We start from the raw sequence: 19,498 nt of genomic DNA, 5'->3' as shown, positions 1-19,498 counted from the left end.
CCGGGGCGCCCGCGCGCGGCGGGCCGGACAGCAGAGCGGGGAGGCCGGACGCATCCGACCTCCCCGATCCGTGTCAGCGATGCCGCACCTTACTTGGGCGAGGCCTTCGACTCGACCGTGATGTCGCCCGAGATGATCTTCGCCTTGATGTCGTCGAGCTCACCCTGCAGACCCGAGTCGACCTTCGACTCGAAGTCGTGGAACGGCGCCAGGCCGACGCCGTCGTTCTCGAGGGTGCCCACGTAGGGGGTGTTGTCGAACTTGCCGTCGGCGGCGTTCTTGACGACGTCCTCGACGCCCGCCGAGATCCCCTTCATGACCGAGGTCAGCAGAAGGTCCTTGACCGAGGGGTCGGACTCGTACACGTCGGCGTCGACGCCGATGAGCGCGATGTCGCCGCCCTTGTCGCGGATCGCCTCGGCGGCGCTCTGGTAGATCGGACCGCCGACGGGCATCAGCACGTCAGCGTTCTGGTCGAGCAGGCCCTGGGCCGCGGTCTTGGCCTCGACGCCGGCCGCGAAGCCGCCGGTGAAGACGCCGTTCTGGCTGTCCTTGTCCCAGCCGACGACCTTGACGTCCTTGCCCTTCTGCTCGTTGAAGTACTTGACGCCGTCCACGAAGCCGTCCATGAAGATGGTCACGGGCGGGATCGGGATGCCGCCGAAGGTGCCGACGACGCCGGTCTTCGAGTAGCTGGCCGCGGCGTAGCCGCCGAGGAAGGCCGCCTGGGCGGTGTCGAACAGGATCGGCTTGCCGTTCTCGACGTCGACCTTGCCGTCGCCGGTCGCCTTGCCGTCGTCGCCGGTGGCGCCCTCGTTGTCGAGGCCGTCGTCGATGATCGCGAACTCGACGTCGTTGTTGGCCTTGGCGGCCTCGACGGTCGCGGCCGACAGCTTGAAGCCGACGGTGACGATCAGGTTGCAGCCCTCGCTGAGGAGGTTGTCGATGTTCGGCGCGTAGTCGTCCTCGCTGGAGGACTGGACGTGCTTCTCCTCGCTGCCGATGGCCTTCGCCGCGGCCTCGAGGCCGTTCAGACCCGACTCGTTGAACGAGTGGTCGTCGTAGCCGCCGTCGTCGGAGACCATGCAGGGCAGGAAGTCGGACTTGGCGCTGCTGTCGCCCGAGTCGCTGGGGGCGGCGGCGCAGCCGGTGAGCACGAGCGCGCTCGCGCCGAGGGTGGCGAGACCGGCGAGCGCCGTCTTGCGCGAAGTGAATTTCACGTGAGTGTCCTCCTGGGAAGCGCGGGCATGGTGAGGCCCGCCGGATTTGGGGACACGTTACCTCCCGTGGCGCGCACGGAAAGACCCGGTCGCGGGGTCGTCGCGCAAGCGTTACAAAGCCGCGACCGGCGGGAAACGAGGCCGTAACCGAAGGCCCCGGATGCGCGGCTCACGACGCGCGCGAACGCCGGTCGGCGACCGGTCGTCGCGGCCTCAGAGCAGGTGGCCGCGGCCCGAGGCGCGCACGGCCTCCACGGCCTGCTTGACGCGCTGCGCGTGCTCGGTGGTCGTCACGAGCAGGGCGTCGGGGGTGTCGACCACGACGACGTCGCGCAGGCCGATGAGCGAGACCAGGCGGCCCCCGCTCGCCACGACGAGGCCCGAGGCGTCGTCGGCGACGACCTGGTCGGCCTCGCCCAGGGTGACGAGCTGGCCGGGGCGCCCGGCGGCGCCGAGGCGCGCGATCGTGGCGAAGTCGCCCACGTCGTGCCAGGTGAAGCGCCCGGGCACGACCGCGAGCCGGCCCGCGGCGGCGGCCGGCTCGGCGACCGAGTAGTCGATCGCGATCTTCGGCAGAGCGGGCCAGATGCGGGCGACCGCCTCGTCGCGGCCGTCGGTGTCCCAGGCCTTCGCGAGCTCCTCGAGACCCGCCACCAGGTCGGGCTGGGCGACGCGCATCCGCTCGAGCAGCACGTCGGCGCGCGAGACGAACATGCCCGCGTTCCAGAGGTAGTCGCCGGTGGCGAGGTAGCCGATCGCGGTCTCGAGGTCGGGCTTCTCGACGAAGCTGTCGACCTGCAGCACGCCCGGCACGTCGGGCAGCGCGTGCGTCGCGCGGATGTAGCCGAAGCCGGTCGCCGGCTCGGTCGGCGGCACGCCGATCGTGGCGATGTAGCCGGCGTCGGCTACGGCGACCGCCTGGCGCACGGCCTGGCCGAACGCCGCGACGCCGCGGATCACGTGGTCGGCGTGGAAGGAGCCCACGATCACGTCGGGCTCGCGACGCACGAGGATGGCCGCGGCCAGGCCGATCGCGGCCGACGACTCGCGCGGCTCGTCCTCGAGCACGAGGTTCGCGTCGTCGAGCTCGGGCAGCTGCTCGCGCACCGCCGTCGCGTGCGCGCGCCCGGTGACGACGAGGATGCGACCCTCGCCGCTGAGCGGAGCGACCCGCTGCCAGGTGTCGCGCAGCAGGCTCTCGCCGCTGCCGCTCAGCGCGTGCAGGAACTTCGGCGCCGCCGCGCGCGACAGCGGCCACAGCCGCGATCCGACCCCGCCGGCCGGGATCACGGCGTGGAATCGGTCGAGTCCGGGCGACGGTGCGGTCATGCCGACACGGTACCGGGCGCATCCTGGGCGGCCCGGTGGATATCTCGACATCGAGAGGAGTAAGGGTGGCCTGACCTGCGATGCCCCCGACCCGGGCCTAGACTGATCGCAGCTCCGCAGCAGTCGCGAGACCCTCGCCCACCACCCTGCGCCGGGCGGGGCTCTGAGGAGGGACTCCCGTGTCGAGCCAGGTTCAGTCCGGCACCGTCACCGCCCCCCGCATTCCCGCACCGAAGCGTCCCGCCGGAACTCTGTACCGCGGCCGCGAGGGGATGTGGTCGTGGGTGCTGCATCGGATCACCGGTACCGCGATCTACTTCTTCCTCCTGGTGCACATCCTCGACACCGCTCTGGTGCGCATCAGCCCCGAGGCCTACGACGCCGTGATCAACACGTACAAGACGCCGATCATGGGCCTCGGCGAGGCCGGCCTGGTCGCCGCGATCGTGTTCCACGCCTTCAACGGCCTGCGCATCATCCTGATCGACCTCACCGCCTGGGGCGCCCGCCACCAGCGGCTCATGTTCTGGATCGTGGTCGGCCTCTGGGCCGTCACGATGGCCGGCTTCCTGCCGCGCCACCTCTCTGTCGTGTTCGGAGGCCACTGATGACCGCGACGATCCCCGCCCCGCGCAGCTCCGCATCCCGGCCCCGCAAGGTCAACTGGGAGAAGTGGGGGTGGATGTACATGCGCATCAGCGGCGTGCTGCTGCTGGTGCTCGTGTTCGGCCACCTCTTCGTCAACCTCGTCGCCGGCGACGGCGTGCACGCGATCGACTTCGCGTTCGTCGCGGGCAAGTGGGCCGACCCGTTCTGGGTCGTCTGGGACACCCTCATGCTCTGGCTCGCGCTGATCCACGGCGCCAACGGCATGCGCACTCTCACCAACGACTACGCCCGCGGGCGCCTGCGCAAGGTGCTGCTCGGGGCGATCCTCGTCTCCACCATCGTGCTGATCCTTCTCGGGAGCCTCGTGATCTTCACCTTCGACCCCTGCATCGGCGCCGCTCAGGGCGGCGAACTCGCCAAGTTCTGCGTGGCGAAGGGCTGATGGGCGTGGAGTTCGAGGACGGCGCCGTGATCGACGGCGTGACCTACCACCAGTACGACGTGGTCATCGTCGGCGCCGGCGGCGCCGGCATGCGCGCCGCGATCGAGGCCGGGCCGAAGGCCAAGACCGCGGTCATCACGAAGCTCTACCCGACCCGCTCGCACACCGGCGCGGCGCAGGGCGGCATGGCCGCCGCACTGGCCAACGTCGAGGAGGACAGCTGGGAGTGGCACACCTTCGACACGGTCAAGGGCGGCGACTACCTGGTCGACCAGGATGCCGCCGAGATCCTGGCGAAGGAGGCCATCGACGCGGTCCTCGACCTCGAGAACATGGGCCTGCCCTTCAACCGCACCCCCGAGGGCAAGATCGACCAGCGCCGCTTCGGCGGTCACACCCGCGACCACGGCAAGGCGCCCGTGCGCCGCGCCTGCTACGCGGCCGACCGCACCGGCCACATGATCCTGCAGACGCTGTTCCAGAACTGCGTCAAGCTCGGCGTCGAGTTCTACAACGAGTACTACGCGCTCGACATGGTCATGACCGAGGTGGATGGCGTCGAGCAGCCGTCGGGCATCGTCGCCTACGAGCTCGCGACCGGCGCGATCCACGTCTTCCAGGCGAAGGCGATCATCTACGCCACCGGCGGGTTCGGCAAGATCTACAAGACCACCTCGAACGCGCACACCCTCACGGGCGATGGCGTCGGCATCATCTGGCGCAAGAAGCTGCCGCTCGAGGACATGGAGTTCTTCCAGTTCCACCCGACCGGCCTGGCCGGCCTCGGCATCCTGCTCACCGAGGGAGCCCGCGGCGAGGGCGCGATCCTGCGCAACGCCTCGGGCGAGCGCTTCATGGAGCGCTACGCCCCCACCATCAAGGACCTGGCGCCGCGCGACATCGTCGCCCGCTGCATGGTGCAGGAGGTGGCCGAGGGCCGCGGCGCCGGACCGCACAAGGACTACGTGCTGCTCGACTGCACGCACCTGGGCGCCGAGGTGCTCGAGACGAAGCTGCCCGACATCACCGAGTTCGCGCGCACCTACCTGGGCGTCGACCCGGTCGTCGAGCCGGTGCCCGTGATGCCGACCGCGCACTACGCGATGGGCGGCATCCCGACCAACGTCAGCGCCGAGGTGCTGCGCGACAACACGACCGTCGTGCCCGGACTCTACGCCGCCGGCGAGTGCGCCTGCGTGTCGGTGCACGGCTCGAACCGCCTCGGCACCAACTCGCTGCTCGACATCAACGTCTTCGGCAAGCGCGCCGGCAACAACGCCGCCGCCTACGCCGCGACCGCCGAGTTCGTGCCGCTGCCGGAGGACCCGGCGAAGGGCGTGCGCGAGCTCGTCGAGGGTGTACGCAACGCCAACGGCACCGAGCGCATCGCCGCGCTCCGCAAGGAGCTGCAGGAGGAGATGGACAAGAACGCCCAGGTCTTCCGCACCGACGAGTCGCTCGCCCAGGTGACCCAGACCATCCACACCCTGCGCGAGCGCTACCAGCAGATCTCGGTGCAGGACAAGGGCCACCGCTACAACACCGACCTGCTCGAGGCGATCGAGCTCGGCTTCCTGCTCGACCTCGCCGAGGTCGTCGTGTTCTCGGCCCGCAACCGCAAGGAGAGCCGCGGCGGCCACATGCGCGACGACTTCCCGAAGCGCGACGACGAGAACTACATGCAGCACACGATGGCGTACCTGACCGGAGACCCGCACTCCGCCGACGCCGCCGACCACATCACCCTCGACTGGAAGCCCGTCGTCGTGACGAGCTACCAGCCGATGGAGCGCAAGTACTGATGGCCGGCACGCCGACCTTCCACGACGAGAGGAAGCACTGATGGCCGAGGCCGCTGTTCTCGAGGGCACCCCCGCCCCCGCCGACGAGGCGCCGATCCAGTCGTTCACGGTGACGCTGATCATCCGCCGCTTCGACCCCGAGGTCGACGACGAGCCGCGCTGGGTGGACTACGACGTCGATCTGTTCGCGACCGACCGCATCCTGGATGCGCTGCACAAGATCAAGTGGGAGCAGGACGGCTCGCTCACCTTCCGCCGCTCCTGCGCGCACGGCATCTGCGGCTCCGACGCGATGCGCATCAACGGCCGCAACCGCCTCGCCTGCAAGACGCTGATCAAGGACCTCGACATCTCGAAGCCGATCTACGTCGAGGCGATCAAGGGCCTGCCGCTCGAGAAGGACCTCATCGTCGACATGGAGCCGTTCTTCGCCTCCTACCGCGAGGTGCAGCCCTTCCTGCAGGCGACCAGCAAGCCCAAGGACGGCAAGGAGCGCATCCAGTCGGTCGCCCAGCGCGAGCGCTTCGACGACACGACCAAGTGCATCCTCTGCGCCGCGTGCACCTCGTCGTGCCCGGTGTTCTGGACCGACGGGCAGTACTTCGGCCCGGCCGCGATCGTCAACGCGCACCGCTTCATCTTCGACAGCCGCGACGAGGAGGCGCAGGTGCGCCTCGACATCCTCAACGACAAGGAGGGCGTCTGGCGCTGCCGCACGACCTTCAACTGCTCCGAGGCCTGCCCCCGCGGCATCGAGGTCACGAAGGCGATCGCCGAGGTCAAGGCGGCCGTGCTGCGCGGCAAGCCCGACATCCCGAAGTCGGACCTCGCGACGGTCTGACCCACCGCATCCTCGTTCGAACGGCGCGTCCCACCCGGGGCGCGCCGTTCGGCGTCTCCGGGGCAGCCCGGATGGGGAGAAGTCCCCCTTCCCGGCGCTCGACACCCGTAGCATTCTGATCAGAACTCGGATCGCGAAGGGGATGCGCATGTCAGGAGATCTCGTCGTCGACGGCCACACGATGGCGAACGTCTCGGCGTCGCTGTCGCAGCAGCCGTTCCGGATCCCGCTCACCGCGGTTCCGGCCCTCGAGGGCTCGTGCAGCGGCCGGGTGATCGACGAGATGGGCGGGCTCGCCATGTACTACCGCATCACGGCCCAGCTCACGATCGACGAGGCCGACCGCGTCGCCCGCGCCCTCGCGACGGCGGCCCAGTCGTTCACCGGGGCCGACACCGAGATCTCGGTGCGCACCGCCCGCGGCGTGCAGGTCATCTGATGGCGCGCTGGACCGACGACGACCCCGGGGTCTTCTGGAGCGGGTCGACGAGCACCGACAACGATCGCTTCGCCGACAGCCTCACCACGATCGGCGAGGTGCACGACGCCTACCAGGCGAATGCCGACCTGCTCACCGAGGCGGTCTGGACCGGCGAGGCCGCCGATGCCTGGCGCGACAGCGCGGAGGCCGTCGTAAGCCGCATCGCGACGCTCAAGTCGACCGTCGATCCCGTGACCACCGCGATCTCGACCTACGCCGGCACCGTGGCGCAGATCCAGACCGAGGCGACCTACTGGGTGCAGGAGCTGGCCGACGCCGAGCGCCGTCAGAACGGCAGCTACGTCACGAACTCGCCGCCGTCGCAGGAGGAGCTCGACCGCATCCAGCAGCAGCAGGACCAGGCCGATCAGGATGCGTCGACGGCCCGTCGCCAGGTCGAGCAGCTGGCGACCCGGCGCCGCGAAGCCGACGATGCACTCGTCAGCGTGATCCAGTCGGCGCTGCCGTCGAGCTGGGCCGACCAGCGCGCCGCCCTCGCCGCCGTCGGGATCCGAAACGTCGACGACCTGCGCACGGCCGACATCCGCCAGACCATGCAGGACATCGCCCAGGGCATCGCCGACGGCGAGGAGCCCGACCCCGACGACCTCGCCGCACTCGCCGCCTACCTCGAGCTGTACGGTGAGGACGAGACGCAGATGTCGATGTTCTTCCTCGGCCTGGGCGGAGCCGCGACCGTCGGGTTCCTCGGCCACCTGGGCCAGGCGCTGTATCGGGGCAACACGCTGCTCGGCGAGCCGGGCTCGCAGAACCTCATCGAGGCGTGGCGCCGATCGCTCTCGGTCGCGTCGCAGAACTGGACAGCCGACGAGGCCCATCCCTTCGCCACGTCGATGATCACCGGCGCCGAGCACGGACCCGAGCTCGCCTATCTCTTCGGCGACCCCGATGGCGCGCTGATGGGCGAGGAGCTGACGCTGTCGGCGGCGATCGAGCTCGATCGGATGGCGCGCGTCGACGGCCACGGCATCCCCGTCGAGAACAACGGGTTCGGCTGGCTCACCGGCGACCCGGCGAATCTGCGCACCGACCCCGCCGGGACGATCTTCAGCTCGCTCGCCCGCTACCCCGACTCGGCGCTGTCGTTCCTCAGCGACTCGGGTCCGACGAGCGATCTCGGCGTCGGCGGACGCCTCGAGTTCTGGTACGGCTTCCGCCAGTGGCCGGAGTCGGAGCACTGGCAGGGCCCCGCCGAGCTGTGGTTCGGCGCGATGGGCGCCGGAGAGGCTCCTCCGGGCGCCGGCTCGGCGGCCGAGGCCCAGTCGGGCATCTCGGCCGTCATCCTGCACGAGCTCGCGAACAGCCCGTACTTCAGCGAGGTCTTCCTCAACGAGCAGTCGTCGGCCGCTTTCGGCGCGGCGATCAGCCTGAACTGGCAGGGGCTCATGGAGACGCCGGTCACCGCCGGGATCGACGGCCTGCCCTCCGACTCGGGCGGGTCGTGGGATTACGCCGCCTGGGTCGATTCCGAGGGCAACAACCCCTTCGGCGACGGCACCATCCCGATCCCCCAGGTGCTCGAATCGGAGTTCCGCGACGTGCTCGGCACGCTCTCGCACTTCGACTCAGCGAACATCGTGCTCGCCGACGGCATGCAGCACTATGTCGAGAGCGTCGTGAACTCCGCCGCTCCACTCGAGCCCGGCCAGTCGCCGCAGACCGACCTGGGCAACCGGATCATCGCCGCGCAGGCCGTGCTCGACGGCGCCGGGATCACCGAGCGACTCGCCGCGGCACAGGCCGAGGACGCGACGACGGATGCCGCCATCCAGGGCGTCGTGACCATCGCAAGCGCCTTCCCTTTCGGTTCGCTGGTGAGCGACGGAGCCAGCTTCATGATCCGGTGGGGAGGGAACCTCGTCCAGGGCCAGCTCATCGCGAGCGGCGGCGCGGCCGTCGATGGCATCGCGCACCACGCCCTCGGCAGCAGCGAGGCGCGCTTCCTCGCCGAGTACTGGAGCTCGGAGAACGGCGATCGCGTCGAGCAGGCCAACATGAGCGCGGCGTCGGCGATCTACGACTATCTGGCTGCCTCGGCTCAGTTGCCGCCTGGCCAGCCCTTGACCCTCGAGGATGGGACCCCGGTTCCGCCGCCGCCGGTCTTCGACGCCGATGCGACCGACGGTGCGGCCGCCTTGAGCGCCTACAACGCGGCTCGCGAGGAGTGGTTCACCGACAACCGCGATCTGATCGAGTCGTTCGTGGCCGACTCGGGCGGTTTCACTCAGGGCTTCAACCAGATGGAGACCAACTACAACCGAGTCGCCGATGTGCAGTGATCGCTGAGACCCGGCGCGGCACCAGAGCAGACCCCCTGGTGACGCGGTCGGCGGCCGTGCTGGCGGCCGTCGCGCTCGTCGCGGTCGGCCTCAACGGATGCACGCCGAGCGCGGCCGGTCCGACCGTGATCGACGACCCGCAGATCGACTGGACCGAGGGCGGCCCGCCTGCCGGACCGCGCGACGACGACCCGATCGTGCAGGCGGCACGGGCCGCCGACGAGGGCATCGCGCTGGCGCGCATCCACCGCGACTTCACGATCGCCCAGCTGACCGACCACGTCACCTCGCAGCTCGCCGCCGACGCCTATCAGGGCTTCCTGCGCGTCGCCGACTCCGGCAAGGCGACCGTCGCGCCCGGGCCGACCCCGATGACGGTGCTCACGATCGAATCCGACGACGACACCGCCTCGGTCGAGTTCTGCGAGTACCGGGGCTGGCCGATCTGGTCGGAGCAGGAGAAGCCGAGCTTCGAGCGCACCGGGCACGTGACGTTCTCGCTCGAGCGGTCGGGTGCCTCATCCCCGTCGTCCGCCGCGTGGCGGGTCACGCGGATCGCGCGGACCGGCCAGGCGTGCGACATCGGCGACCCCGCGATCGGCTATTACGTGCCCGCCGTCGAGGCGCCGGGCCGGCTCGGCCCCGGCGACGTGCGCGCGCCGATCGACGCCGACTGAGCGGGCGTTCGAGACCTCGCCGATCCGCACATCGCGACCGAGACGATGAAGGTCCGGCGTCGACCGGGTGCTGGGACACTCGGTCGGCGCCGGACCTGCGCCCTCGATTCGACGTCGGAGGGCTGAGCGACGCTGGGACCGTCGCACCCCAAGAGACGGGATGCGCGGCCGATCATGACGCGGTTCGACAGATTTTCTCGAACCGATCTCGCGGCGGCGACGATCGAGCGTCGGCTGCGGGACGGACGGACGTCAGTTGAGCAGGTTCACCACGACGCCGAGGCCGCCGGTGTCGAGGCTCAGCGGCACCGTGATGCCGAGCAGGTTGAGCACGCTGCCGATCGCGCCGCCCGCCTTCTGGCTCACCGCGACGCTGCCGGCCGTCGTGGGCAGCGCGTCGATGCGCAGCGCCCAGCGTCCGTCGGAGCCGACCGTGGTCGTCGCCCACACCGTGCCGGCGGCCTGCGCCGCCACGGTCGCACCGGGCGTGCCGCGGCCGCTGAGGTTCAGCGCGATGGTGCTCGTGACCGGGGCGGTCGGCGGCGCCGACTGGCCCGGAGGCGCGGTGCTGGGCGTGACCGCGCCGACGGCCCCGCCGACGACGCCGTTCACCGTGTCGACCGTGCCGCCGACGACCGGGGCGACGACGCCGCCCACGACCCCGCCGACCACGCCATCGACACCCGACACGACACCGCCGACCACACCGCCCGAACCGGTCTGGTCACCCGCCGTGCCGCCGGCGCCATCGCCCGCCGCGGCCGAACCCGATCCGGATGCGGAACCCGCGTCGCCGGAGCCCGCACCCGCCGAGGCTGCCGGCGTCGCGCTCGCGGAATCGAAGCCGAGGGCGCTCATGGCCGACGACGGAGCGGCTGCCGCACCCGTCGCATCCTGAGCCGTCGACGGCGCCACGGCGCCGAGCCCGACGGCTCCGCCGATCACGACCACGAGAGCCGCGCCGCCGACGAGCGAGCCGATGCCCGAGAAGATCCCCGCGCCGGCCGTCGCCGTCGCACCGGCAGCCACCGCTCCGGATGCCGTCGCGGCGCTCGCGCTCGCGACGCCCGTCGTCGACGCTCCCGCCACACTCGCGGCGATCGTCGATCCGCCGACGATCGCCGCCGGCACGGCCGGGATCGTCGCGGCCATCGCGGCGCCGGGTGCGGCCAGCTGCGCCAGCACGGCTCCGCCGACGACGCCGCCGAGGATCAGCGGCACCATGACCAGGGCCAGGTGCGAGCCGACCTCCTCGACCTCCTCGGAGATGATCGCGCACTTCGTGCAGTCGGCGAGGTGCGCATCCAGGCGCTTCTTCTCCCGCGGGGCGAGGCTGCCGCGCGCGTTCCCGCCGAGGTGCTCGAGCGCCCACCGGCACTCCCCCTCGGCGACGGCGTCGTTGACGTGCGCCTGCAGCCAGGCGGCACGCAGGCCCTCGCGCGCGCGATACGACAGCGCGGCGACGGCGTTGGGCGTGATGCCCAGGATCGGGGCGACCTCGTGCGGGTCCATCCCCTCGATCTCGGTGTACCAGAGCACGGTGCGCCAGCGCTCCGGCAGCGAGCGGAACGCGCGGGCGGTCAGCGTGCGGTCGAGGGCCTCGGCGGCGGGATCCCCCGGGATCCGCTCGTCCTCGACCTCGTCCATGGCCTCGACATCGACCTCGCGCGACTGCGCCGAGCCCCAGCTGGCGGCCAGGTTGCGGATGGTCGTGTACAGATACGGCCGGAATGCCCCCGTGGGCCCGCCGCCCGCCAGAACACGCTGGTAGATGCGCACATACGCCTCGCTGACGAGGTCGTCGGCATCGATGCTCGACGTGATCTGGCGGGCGACACGAGCGCCAGGACGGTAATGACGGCGCCATAGGTCACCGAACGCACCACGATCCCCCGATCGGGCGAGCTCGATCAGCTCCGCATCCGAAGGCTGCACCTTCGACTCCTGGTCGCTCATTCCCCCTTGTTTCTCTCTCGAAAGACGGGCCTCTTCCCATCATCTCCCTCGAAGCGACGGCGGTCGACGCCGATCCCCATCGGATTCGACTTCCGTCACCCCAAGAGACACAGGGGGTTCGGAATCATGACGTGAGAAGTTGTCCCCACTTCGGGGGTCACTTGCGAATTACCGGCTTCCGAGCGGGTCCGAGCCGGACACGATCGGGGTTGATGGGCGGGTGAGGCGGGGGCGATCGGACATCCGGTCTACCCCCGCGTCGCCCGGCATCGTGATCGGCGCTGCGATCGGCGCCGGCCGGCACCCTGCGCGCAGGGTCACGCGGATTCGCTCAGGCGGTGCGCGCGACCTCTCGCGCCTCGGCCGCCGTGCGCGCGCCGAGCGCCGCCGCCGCCTTGGCCTTCGCCTGCTCGAGCGTCACCGTCGCGAGCTCGGCGCGCACGTCGGCGAGCGCCGCCGGGGTCATCGACAGCGTCGTCGCGCCGAGCCCGACGAGCACCACGGCGAGCTGCGGGTCGGCCGCGGCCTCGCCGCAGATGCCGACGCCCTTGCCCGCCTCGGCGCCGGCCGCGCCGAGCGCCTTCACGAGGCGCAGCACCGCGGGATGCCACGGGTCCTGATACGAGGCCACGCTGCCGAGCATGCGGTCGGCGGCGAGCGTGTACTGGGTGAGATCGTTCGTGCCGATCGAGACGAAGTCGGCGGCCGCGAGCACCTGGTCGGCGACGACCGCGAGCGACGGCACCTCGGCCATCACGCCGACGGTCTTGAGCCCGAGCTTCTTGCCGTACTCGACGAACCAGGCCGTCTCCTCGGCGTCGGCGACCATGGGCGCCATGACCCACAGGTCGGCCTCGGTCGCATCCTGCGCGTTCTTCAGCGCGGTCAGCTGGTCGTGCAGGATCTGCTCGCTCGCGCGCAGCGCCCGGAGGCCGCGCAGACCGAGCGCCGGGTTCTCCTCGTGGGCGTCGTTGAGGAAGCTCAGCGGCTTGTCGGCGCCCGCATCCAGCGCGCGCACGACGACCTTCTTGCCCGGGAAGAACTCCAGCAGCGCCGTGTACTGCTCCGTCTGGGTCTCGACGCTCGGCGCCTCACTCGAGTCGAGGAACAGGAACTCGGTGCGGAACAGCCCCACACCCTCGGCGCCGAGCTCGACCGCATCCGGGCCGTCCTTCGCCGAGCCCACGTTCGCGAGCAGCGGCACCTTCGTGCCATCGGCCAGGGCGCCGTCGGTGATCGGCGCGGCGGCCTGCGCCGCGCGCTCGGCGATCCGCTGCTCGGCGTCGGCCACCTGCTCCGACGACGGATCGACGACGACCGCGCCGGCCGCCGCATCCAGCACGATGCTCGTGCCGTCGGCGAGGTCGAGGGCGCCGGTCGCGCCGACGATCGCCGGGATCGACTTCGAGCGGGCCAGGATCGCCGTGTGGCTCGTCGGGCCGCCGTCGCTCGTCACCAGGCCGAGCACCTTGTTCAGGTCGAGCAGGGCCGTGTCGGCGGGGGCGAGATCGCGGGCGACCAGGATGAACGGGGTGTCCGACTCGGGAACACCGGGCGCCGGCACGCCGCGCAGGCTCGCGATGATGCGCTGGGCGACATCGGCCAGGTCGGTCGCGCGCTCGGCCATGTAGCCGCCGAGGGCGACCAGCTGCTCCTGGAACGACGCGAAGGCCTCGTGAACAGCGCGCTCGCCGGTCTTGCCGGCATCCACACGGGCGCTCACGTCATCGGCGAGCATCGGGTCCTGCGCCATCATCACGGCGGCCTCGAGCACCTGCTGGGCCTCGCCGCCCGCCTTCTCGGCGCGGGCGCCCAGGTCGGCGGCGACCCGGGCCACCGCATCCTGCACCTTCTGCTTCTCGGCGGCCGCGTCGCCGCCGTGCTGCTCGTCGGCCGGGGCCGCGAGGGGCTCCGGCATCCTCAGGATCGAACCGACCGCGACGCCGCGTCCGACGCCGACTCCACGAAGCTCCACGATGACTCCTTCTGGTGCGGCGCCGGTGGTGGGAAGGGGGCGCGCCGCGAACGGGTACCGGTCAGCCTAGCCAGTCGGCCCGGGCGGACCGTGCGCGGTCACGGCACGCGCACCTCTGGCCGGTTCGGGCGGTCGCCGAGGCCGAGCAGGGGCCGGGAGCTGCGCGGGCTGAGCGCGACGTGAGAACGGGCGGGATGCGCATCCCCGCTTCGCTAGCGTGACCGCATGGACGGGGTGAAGCGGCTCATCGCGTGGGTGCAGCGGACCCGCGCCGTGCGGGTGTTCCAGCGCTACAGCGGCCAGCGCGGCCCGATCCTGGCCAGCGGTCTGGCCTATCAGGCGCTGTTCGCCATCTTCGCCGCGATCTGGGCCGGCTTCTCGATCGCCGGGCTCGTCATCAGCGGCGACCAGGTGCTGCGCGAGCAGCTGATCTCGACGATCGGCGGCGCCGTGCCGGGGCTGATCAAGACCGGACCCGACAGCGCCGGCGCGATCGACCCCGATGTGCTGCTCGCCGCGCCCGCCTTCAGTCTCACTCTCGTGATCTCGCTCGTCGGTCTGCTCGTGACGGCGCTCGGGTTCCTCGCCTCGCTGCGCGACGGCATCCGCGTGATCTTCGAGCTGCCCGCGCTCACCGGCAACCCGGTGCTGCTCAAGGTGAAGGACCTCGTCGTCGGGCTCGGCTTCGCCGTCGTGCTGGTCGCCTCGGCGGCGCTGTCGTACTTCGGCACCACCGCGACCGACACGGTGCTCGGCTGGCTGGGCATCGGCACCGACTCGGTGATCGGCTTCGTGCTGACCCGCGTCGTCACGATCGGGGTGATGTTCGCCCTGGATGCGGTGACCCTCGTCGCGCTCTACCGCGTGCTCTCCGGGGTGCCCATCCCGTTCGAGCGCCTGCGCGGCGGCGCGATCATCGGCGCGGTCGCCCTCGGCGTGCTCAAGGTGCTGTTCTCGGCGGCGATCATCGGCGGCGTCGGCAGCAACCCGCTCCTGAAGTCGTTCGCCGTCATCCTGGGTCTGCTGATCTTCTTCAACTTCGTCTGCCAGGTGATCCTCATCGGCGCCGCCTGGGTCGTCGTGGGACTCGACGACCGCGGACTCGTCGTCGATCCGGTGTTCCTGCAGAAGCGCATCCTGGATGCGCGGGTGCTGCTGGCCGACCACGGCTACGCCAGCGGGCGCGTGCTCGAGCGCCGGCGCGGGCGGCTGCGCATCGCGCGCGACTGACGCGGAGCGGGCGTCGTGTCGGCGGGCATCCCTAGGCTGGATGCATGCCCCGCCCCCTCCGCATCGCCAGCGTCAACGTCAACGGCATCCGCGCCGCCTTCCGCAACGGGATGGGCCCCTGGCTCGAGACCCGCGACGTCGACATCCTCGCCCTGCAGGAGGTGCGGGCCGAGACCTCGCACCTGACCGAGCTGCTCGGCGAGGAGTGGGACATCCTGCACGACGCCGCCACCGCGAAGGGCCGCGCCGGCGTCGCGATCGCGTCGCGTCGCAAGGCCAGCATCCACCGCGTCACCTTCGGCCCCGACGACTTCGACAGCGCCGGCCGCTGGCTCGAGGCCGACTACGAGGTCGACGGCCAGATCGTCACCGTCGTCAGCGCCTACGTGCACTCGGGCGAGGTCGGCAGCCCCAAGCAGGTCGAGAAGTTCAAGTTCCTGGATGCGTTCGGCGAGCGCCTGCCCGCCCTCGCCGCCCACAACCCGCTCGCCGTCGTCATGGGCGACTTCAACGTCGGCCACCGCAAGCTCGACATCAAGAACTGGCGCGGCAACGTCAAGAAGGCCGGCTTCCTGCCTGAGGAGCGCGCCTACCTCGACCGCTTCATCGGCGCCGAGGAGGCCGACGACTACAACCGCGGCGGCGGCCTCGGCTGGGTCGACCTGGGGCGCCGGTTCGCCGGCGAGGTCGAGGGCCCGTACACGTGGTGGTCGAACCGCGGCCAGGCCTTCGACAACGACACCGGATGGCGCATCGACTACCAGCTCGCGACCGGCGCGCTCGCCGAGAAGGCCGTCGCCTACACGGTCGACCGCGCGGCGTCCTACGCCGAGCGCTGGTCGGACCACGCGCCCGTCGTCGTCGACTACCAGCTCTGAGACCGGCTCCGACGCCGGCACCGAGGCCGGCTCGACGCATCCACCCGCACGACCTGAAAGACTGGGGCGGTGACCGCTCGACTCTTCTCCGGCATGCAGCCCTCGGCCGACTCGCTCCACCTCGGCAACTACATCGGGGCGCTGCTGCAGTGGAAGAAGATGCAGAGCGAGTACGACGCCGTGTTCTGCGTCGTCGACCTGCACGCGATCACGGTCGCCCAGGACCCGGCGAAGCTGCGCGATGCGACCCGCCGCACCGCCGCGCAGTACATCGCCGCCGGCATCGACCCGGAGTCGAGCATCCTGTTCGTGCAGTCGCACGTGGCCGCGCACCCGCAGCTGGCGTGGATCCTCGACACGATCACCGGGTACGGCGAGGCCGCCCGCATGACCCAGTTCAAGGACAAGTCGCAGAAGCAGGGCGCCGACGCGACCACGCTGGGCCTGTTCGCCTACCCGGTGCTGATGGCCGCCGACATCCTGCTCTACAACACCGAGGTCGTGCCGGTCGGCGACGACCAGCGCCAGCACGTCGAGCTGACGCGCGACCTGGCGACCCGCTTCAACTCGCGTTTCGGCGACACCTTCGCGGTGCCCGAGGCGAAGATCATGGCCGACGCGGCACGCATCTACGACCTGCAGAACCCGGGCTCGAAGATGTCGAAGTCGGGCGAGTCGCCGCAGGGCATCGTGTGGCTGCTCGACGAGCCGAAGGCCGTCGCCAAGAAGCTCAAGTCGGCCGTCACCGACACCGACCGCGAGGTGCGCTTCGACCCCGCCGCGAAGCCGGGCGTCTCGAACCTGCTGTCGATCCTGTCGGGCGTGACCGGCACCCCGATCCCCCGCCTCGAGGAGCAGTTCGCCGGCCGCGGCTACGGCGACCTCAAGAGCGAGACGGCGGATGCGGTGGTCGCCGAGTTCGAGCCGATCCGCGCGCGCACGCTCGAGCTGCTCGACGACCCGGCCGAGCTCGACCGTCTGCTCGCCCACAACGCCGACCGCGCCGCCGCGATCGCCGATGTGACGCTGCGCACGGCCTACGACCGCGTGGGCCTGCTGCCGCGGGTCTGATCCGGTGATCTCGTGAAGCCCGTCGCCCTGCGCACCGAGCGGCTCGTGCTCGACCTGCCGGTGCTCGCCGACGTCGACCTGATCGCCGAGTACTGCGCCGATCCGGTCTTCGAGCACTGGATGACGACGCCGTGGCCCTACACGCGCGAGCACGCGCTCGGCTTCGTGAACGAGTACGTGACCGCCGGCTGGCAGCAGGATCGCGAGTTCACCTGGGCGCTGCGCCCGGCGGGCAGCCGCGAGCTGCTCGGCATGGTCGGAATCCGCCGCGAAGACGACCCGCGTTGGACCGACGGGCAGTGGAACCTGGGCTACTGGATGGGCGGCCCGAACCGCGGAGCCGGCCTCACGACCGAGGCGGCGCGTGCCGTCGTCGACTGGGGCTTCGCCGAGGGCATCGCGCCGCGATATCGCTGGGAGGCGGTGGCCGGCAACCTCGGGTCGCTCGCGATCGCGCGCCGACTCGGCTTCACCTTCCTCGAGACGACGCCCGGCCGCGCCGAGGGGATGCCGGCGCAGCGCTCCGACACGTGGCACGCCGAGCTCGGCCCCGATGACGACCGCGCGGTCAAGCCGGGGTGGCCGGTGTGAGCGGGTCGCGCATCCGCGTCGCCCTGTTCGACCTCGACGACACCCTGTTCGCGCATCGTGCGGCGGTGGATGCGGCCATCACCCGCCATCGCCGCGAGCTGCCGGGCTGGTCGGCCGACGACGACACCGCCGAGGCCCGCCGCTGGACCGACCTCGAGGAGCACCATTACCACCGCTACCTCGCCGGAGAGCTCGACTTCCTCGGCCAGCGGGCCGCCCGGGCGCGCGACTTCGCGGCGCCCTACGGGCTCGTGCTCGACGACCCCGACGACGCCGAGACCTGGTTCGGACGCTACTTCGAGCGGTATCGCGAGGCGTGGCGCCTGCACGACGACGCGCTGGTCTGCCTGGATGCGCTGACGCGCGCCGGCACCGCGGCGACCGGCGGCGCGCCCGCCGGCGCTGCGCCCGCCTCCCCGCCTCTGCGCATCGGCATCATCACGAACGGCGAGCTCGACTTCCAGACCCGCAAGATCGAGCAGGTCGAGCTGACCGCGCGGGTCGAGCACGTGGTGGCGAGCGGTGCCTTCGGCGCCACGAAGCCCGACGCCTCGATCTTCCGCCACGCCGTCGACCTGTTCGGTGTCGAGCCGCACGAGGCGGCGTATATCGGCGACCGCTTCCGCACGGATGCCGTGGGCGCCGCTCACGCCGGTCTGCTCGGCGTCTGGCTCGACCGCCACGACCGCGCGACGCCAGCCGAGCGTGCCGAGGCCGTAGCCCGTGGCATCCCGATCATCCCGACCCTGGCCCCGCTCCCCGCCCTCCTGCGCCCGCTCCATTGACCCGCCGCATCGCCGGCCCACGACCTCCCCGCTCGATGCAACTCAGGAGATCCGGCGCCAGCTGGGGCGCGCGCCCATCCTGACGACGGATCTCCTGAGTTGGGCGCCCGCGGGGAGGTCACTGGAGCGGGGCCCGACGTGTGCGTCGTGCGAATACGCCGCAGACCGGACACGCCGGTGCGGGTCAGGCGCGGTCGAGCTCCAGGTAGGCGAGTCGGCGCAACGCGCGGTCGGCGAGGTAGGCGCGATCGGCGATGCGGCGGTGCGTCCGCACGGCGCCGATGATCGCCAGCGCCACCGAGCGCCGGTCGAATACGACCTGCGCGAAGACGAATCTCAGTGGCAGTCGTCCCTGCGCCATGTGCACCGCGTCGCGCCGACGATCCCGGGTGGCGACCTCGCCGCTGTGATGGGCCCGACCATCCAATTCGACCACGACCCAGTCCTCGACGAACATGTCGACCCGACCGACGCCGTCGAACTCGACCTGGATGCGAACGCGCAGCCCGAGCTGCGCGCAGAGGTCGCGGATCATCGTCTCGAGACCCGACTCCGCGCCGGCGTCGAGACGCTCGGAGGTCGGTCGGCGCCGCGCGGCGATCAACGCGAGCGCTTCACGAAGCTCCTGCGGGCCGATCACCCGCTGATGACAGGCACTGTCGAGTGCGGCGATCAGCTCGCCGGACGGGAGACACCCGGCTGCAGAGACGAGCGCATCAATGAGTCCCACGTGCGATGCCGTCGCCTGAGACGGCGCCCGCAGCTCTCGCCAATGCAGTCGTAGCGGAGCCGTCGCGATGTCCGGCGCGGTCATCCGCACTTTCCGGTCGTCCGCATCCCGAAGTCGGCTGGCGCCGGGCGGCAGCCGCACGTGCAGTGTCGGATCGTCGACGACCCAGACTCCGCGCGCGCGGAGTTCGGACACGCAGTCGAGTCGGCCGCCGACGCGCACCGCGCGGATCATGTCGTCGCTGTCCTCGGGAGAGGCGTAGTGACCCCGTCGCACTCGGATCAATTCGCCACGATGCACGGCACGGGCGATGCCGGATCCGGTCAGGCCGCGCGCCAGCAGTTCGGCGCGCGTCACGGCGTCGTTACCCATGCGACCAATCTCGAGCACCATGTCGGCGCTAGCCGCGCCGCCCGAGCCCGACGTGGAAAGAACGTCCCGCTGCGCCGCTGTGGAGGACTCCCCGGTATGACGCAACTCAGGAGATATGTGCTGAGGTGGGCCGCGCGCCCCACCTGGCGGCGAATCTCCTGAGTTGGTCACCGCTCTGAAGGCGCGTGCGTGCGCGGTCGTGCGGGCGG

17 protein-coding genes are annotated in these 19,498 nt (G+C 71.1%); 12 read left to right on the top strand and 5 right to left on the bottom strand.

The genetic code is table 11. The features are described from left to right. Positions 1-89: 89 nt before the first annotated feature. Both FJ658_RS04875 and FJ658_RS04870 read right to left on the bottom strand, forming a co-directional pair. A complete protein-coding gene (locus FJ658_RS04875) occupies positions 90-1,220 on the bottom strand; it encodes a BMP family protein (RefSeq protein ID WP_141144246.1) in 1,131 nt (376 codons plus the stop codon). 213 nt (positions 1,221-1,433) lie between these two features. Next, positions 1,434-2,549 (bottom strand): mannose-1-phosphate guanylyltransferase, encoded by a 1,116-nt coding sequence (locus FJ658_RS04870; protein ID WP_141144245.1) that lies wholly within the window; start codon positions 2,547-2,549, stop codon positions 1,434-1,436. A 179-nt stretch (positions 2,550-2,728) separates the two neighbouring features. On the opposite strand from FJ658_RS04870, the gene sdhC reads away from it, so the two are divergent. The 7 genes from sdhC (at position 2,729) to FJ658_RS04835 (ending at position 9,701) form a co-directional block, all read left to right on the top strand. Beyond that, on the top strand, positions 2,729-3,157 hold the full coding sequence (gene sdhC, locus FJ658_RS04865) for a succinate dehydrogenase, cytochrome b556 subunit (RefSeq protein ID WP_141144244.1): 429 nt from the start codon (positions 2,729-2,731) through the stop codon (positions 3,155-3,157). Next, positions 3,157-3,600 (top strand): succinate dehydrogenase hydrophobic membrane anchor subunit, encoded by a 444-nt coding sequence (locus tag FJ658_RS04860; protein WP_141144243.1) that lies wholly within the window; start codon positions 3,157-3,159, stop codon positions 3,598-3,600. Before sdhC ends, FJ658_RS04860 begins: the two co-directional genes overlap by 1 nt. A gap of 5 nt (positions 3,601-3,605) precedes the next feature. Next, entirely contained in the window at positions 3,606-5,402 is a 1,797-nt protein-coding gene (gene sdhA / locus FJ658_RS04855; protein ID WP_255447564.1) for a succinate dehydrogenase flavoprotein subunit, read from the top strand. 40 nt (positions 5,403-5,442) lie between these two features. Beyond that, entirely contained in the window at positions 5,443-6,243 is an 801-nt protein-coding gene (locus tag FJ658_RS04850; RefSeq protein ID WP_141144241.1) for a succinate dehydrogenase iron-sulfur subunit, read from the top strand. 148 nt (positions 6,244-6,391) lie between these two features. Further along, entirely contained in the window at positions 6,392-6,682 is a 291-nt protein-coding gene (locus FJ658_RS04845) for a hypothetical protein (protein WP_141144240.1), read from the top strand. Further along, positions 6,682-9,024 carry a hypothetical protein gene (locus FJ658_RS04840; protein WP_141144239.1) on the top strand — a complete coding sequence of 781 codons (2,343 nt, stop codon included), beginning with the start codon at positions 6,682-6,684 and terminating at the stop codon, positions 9,022-9,024. Before FJ658_RS04845 ends, FJ658_RS04840 begins: the two co-directional genes overlap by 1 nt. A gap of 38 nt (positions 9,025-9,062) precedes the next feature. Then, entirely contained in the window at positions 9,063-9,701 is a 639-nt protein-coding gene (locus tag FJ658_RS04835) for a hypothetical protein (protein WP_141144238.1), read from the top strand. A 252-nt stretch (positions 9,702-9,953) separates the two neighbouring features. Here FJ658_RS04835 and FJ658_RS04830 read toward each other — a convergent pair whose 3' ends face one another. Then, positions 9,954-11,657, bottom strand: a complete 1,704-nt coding sequence (locus FJ658_RS04830; protein ID WP_141144237.1) for a sigma-70 family RNA polymerase sigma factor — start codon at positions 11,655-11,657, stop codon at positions 9,954-9,956. Between the two features lie 331 nt (positions 11,658-11,988). Further along, entirely contained in the window at positions 11,989-13,635 is a 1,647-nt protein-coding gene (gene ptsP / locus FJ658_RS04825; protein WP_370454765.1) for a phosphoenolpyruvate--protein phosphotransferase, read from the bottom strand. A 222-nt stretch (positions 13,636-13,857) separates the two neighbouring features. Between ptsP and FJ658_RS04820 the strand changes: the two genes are divergently transcribed. The 5 genes from FJ658_RS04820 to FJ658_RS04800 all read left to right on the top strand — a co-directional run bounded on the left by FJ658_RS04820 (position 13,858) and on the right by FJ658_RS04800 (position 18,187). Further along, a complete protein-coding gene (locus tag FJ658_RS04820; RefSeq protein ID WP_141144235.1) occupies positions 13,858-14,862 on the top strand; it encodes a YihY/virulence factor BrkB family protein in 1,005 nt (334 codons plus the stop codon). 44 nt (positions 14,863-14,906) lie between these two features. After that, positions 14,907-15,740 carry an exodeoxyribonuclease III gene (locus FJ658_RS04815; protein ID WP_141144234.1) on the top strand — a complete coding sequence of 278 codons (834 nt, stop codon included), beginning with the start codon at positions 14,907-14,909 and terminating at the stop codon, positions 15,738-15,740. A 69-nt stretch (positions 15,741-15,809) separates the two neighbouring features. Beyond that, entirely contained in the window at positions 15,810-16,811 is a 1,002-nt protein-coding gene (gene trpS, locus FJ658_RS04810) for a tryptophan--tRNA ligase (protein ID WP_141144233.1), read from the top strand. Positions 16,812-16,823: 12 nt separating this feature from the next. After that, complete coding sequence (locus tag FJ658_RS04805; protein ID WP_141144232.1) at positions 16,824-17,402, top strand: GNAT family N-acetyltransferase; 579 nt, start codon at positions 16,824-16,826, stop codon at positions 17,400-17,402. Then, on the top strand, positions 17,399-18,187 hold the full coding sequence (locus FJ658_RS04800) for an HAD family hydrolase (RefSeq protein ID WP_141144231.1): 789 nt from the start codon (positions 17,399-17,401) through the stop codon (positions 18,185-18,187). The genes FJ658_RS04805 and FJ658_RS04800 overlap by 4 nt, the downstream gene beginning before the upstream one ends. A 184-nt stretch (positions 18,188-18,371) precedes the next feature. Here FJ658_RS04800 and FJ658_RS04795 read toward each other — a convergent pair whose 3' ends face one another. After that, positions 18,372-19,289, bottom strand: coding sequence for a type IV toxin-antitoxin system AbiEi family antitoxin domain-containing protein (locus FJ658_RS04795; RefSeq protein ID WP_181408328.1), 918 nt, complete (start codon positions 19,287-19,289; stop codon positions 18,372-18,374). Positions 19,290-19,498: the final 209 nt, after the last annotated feature.

The organism is Schumannella sp. 10F1B-5-1, from assembly GCF_006517535.1.
Lineage (GTDB): Bacteria > Actinomycetota > Actinomycetes > Actinomycetales > Microbacteriaceae > Schumannella.
This window is presented reverse-complemented; position numbering and strand designations above follow the sequence as displayed.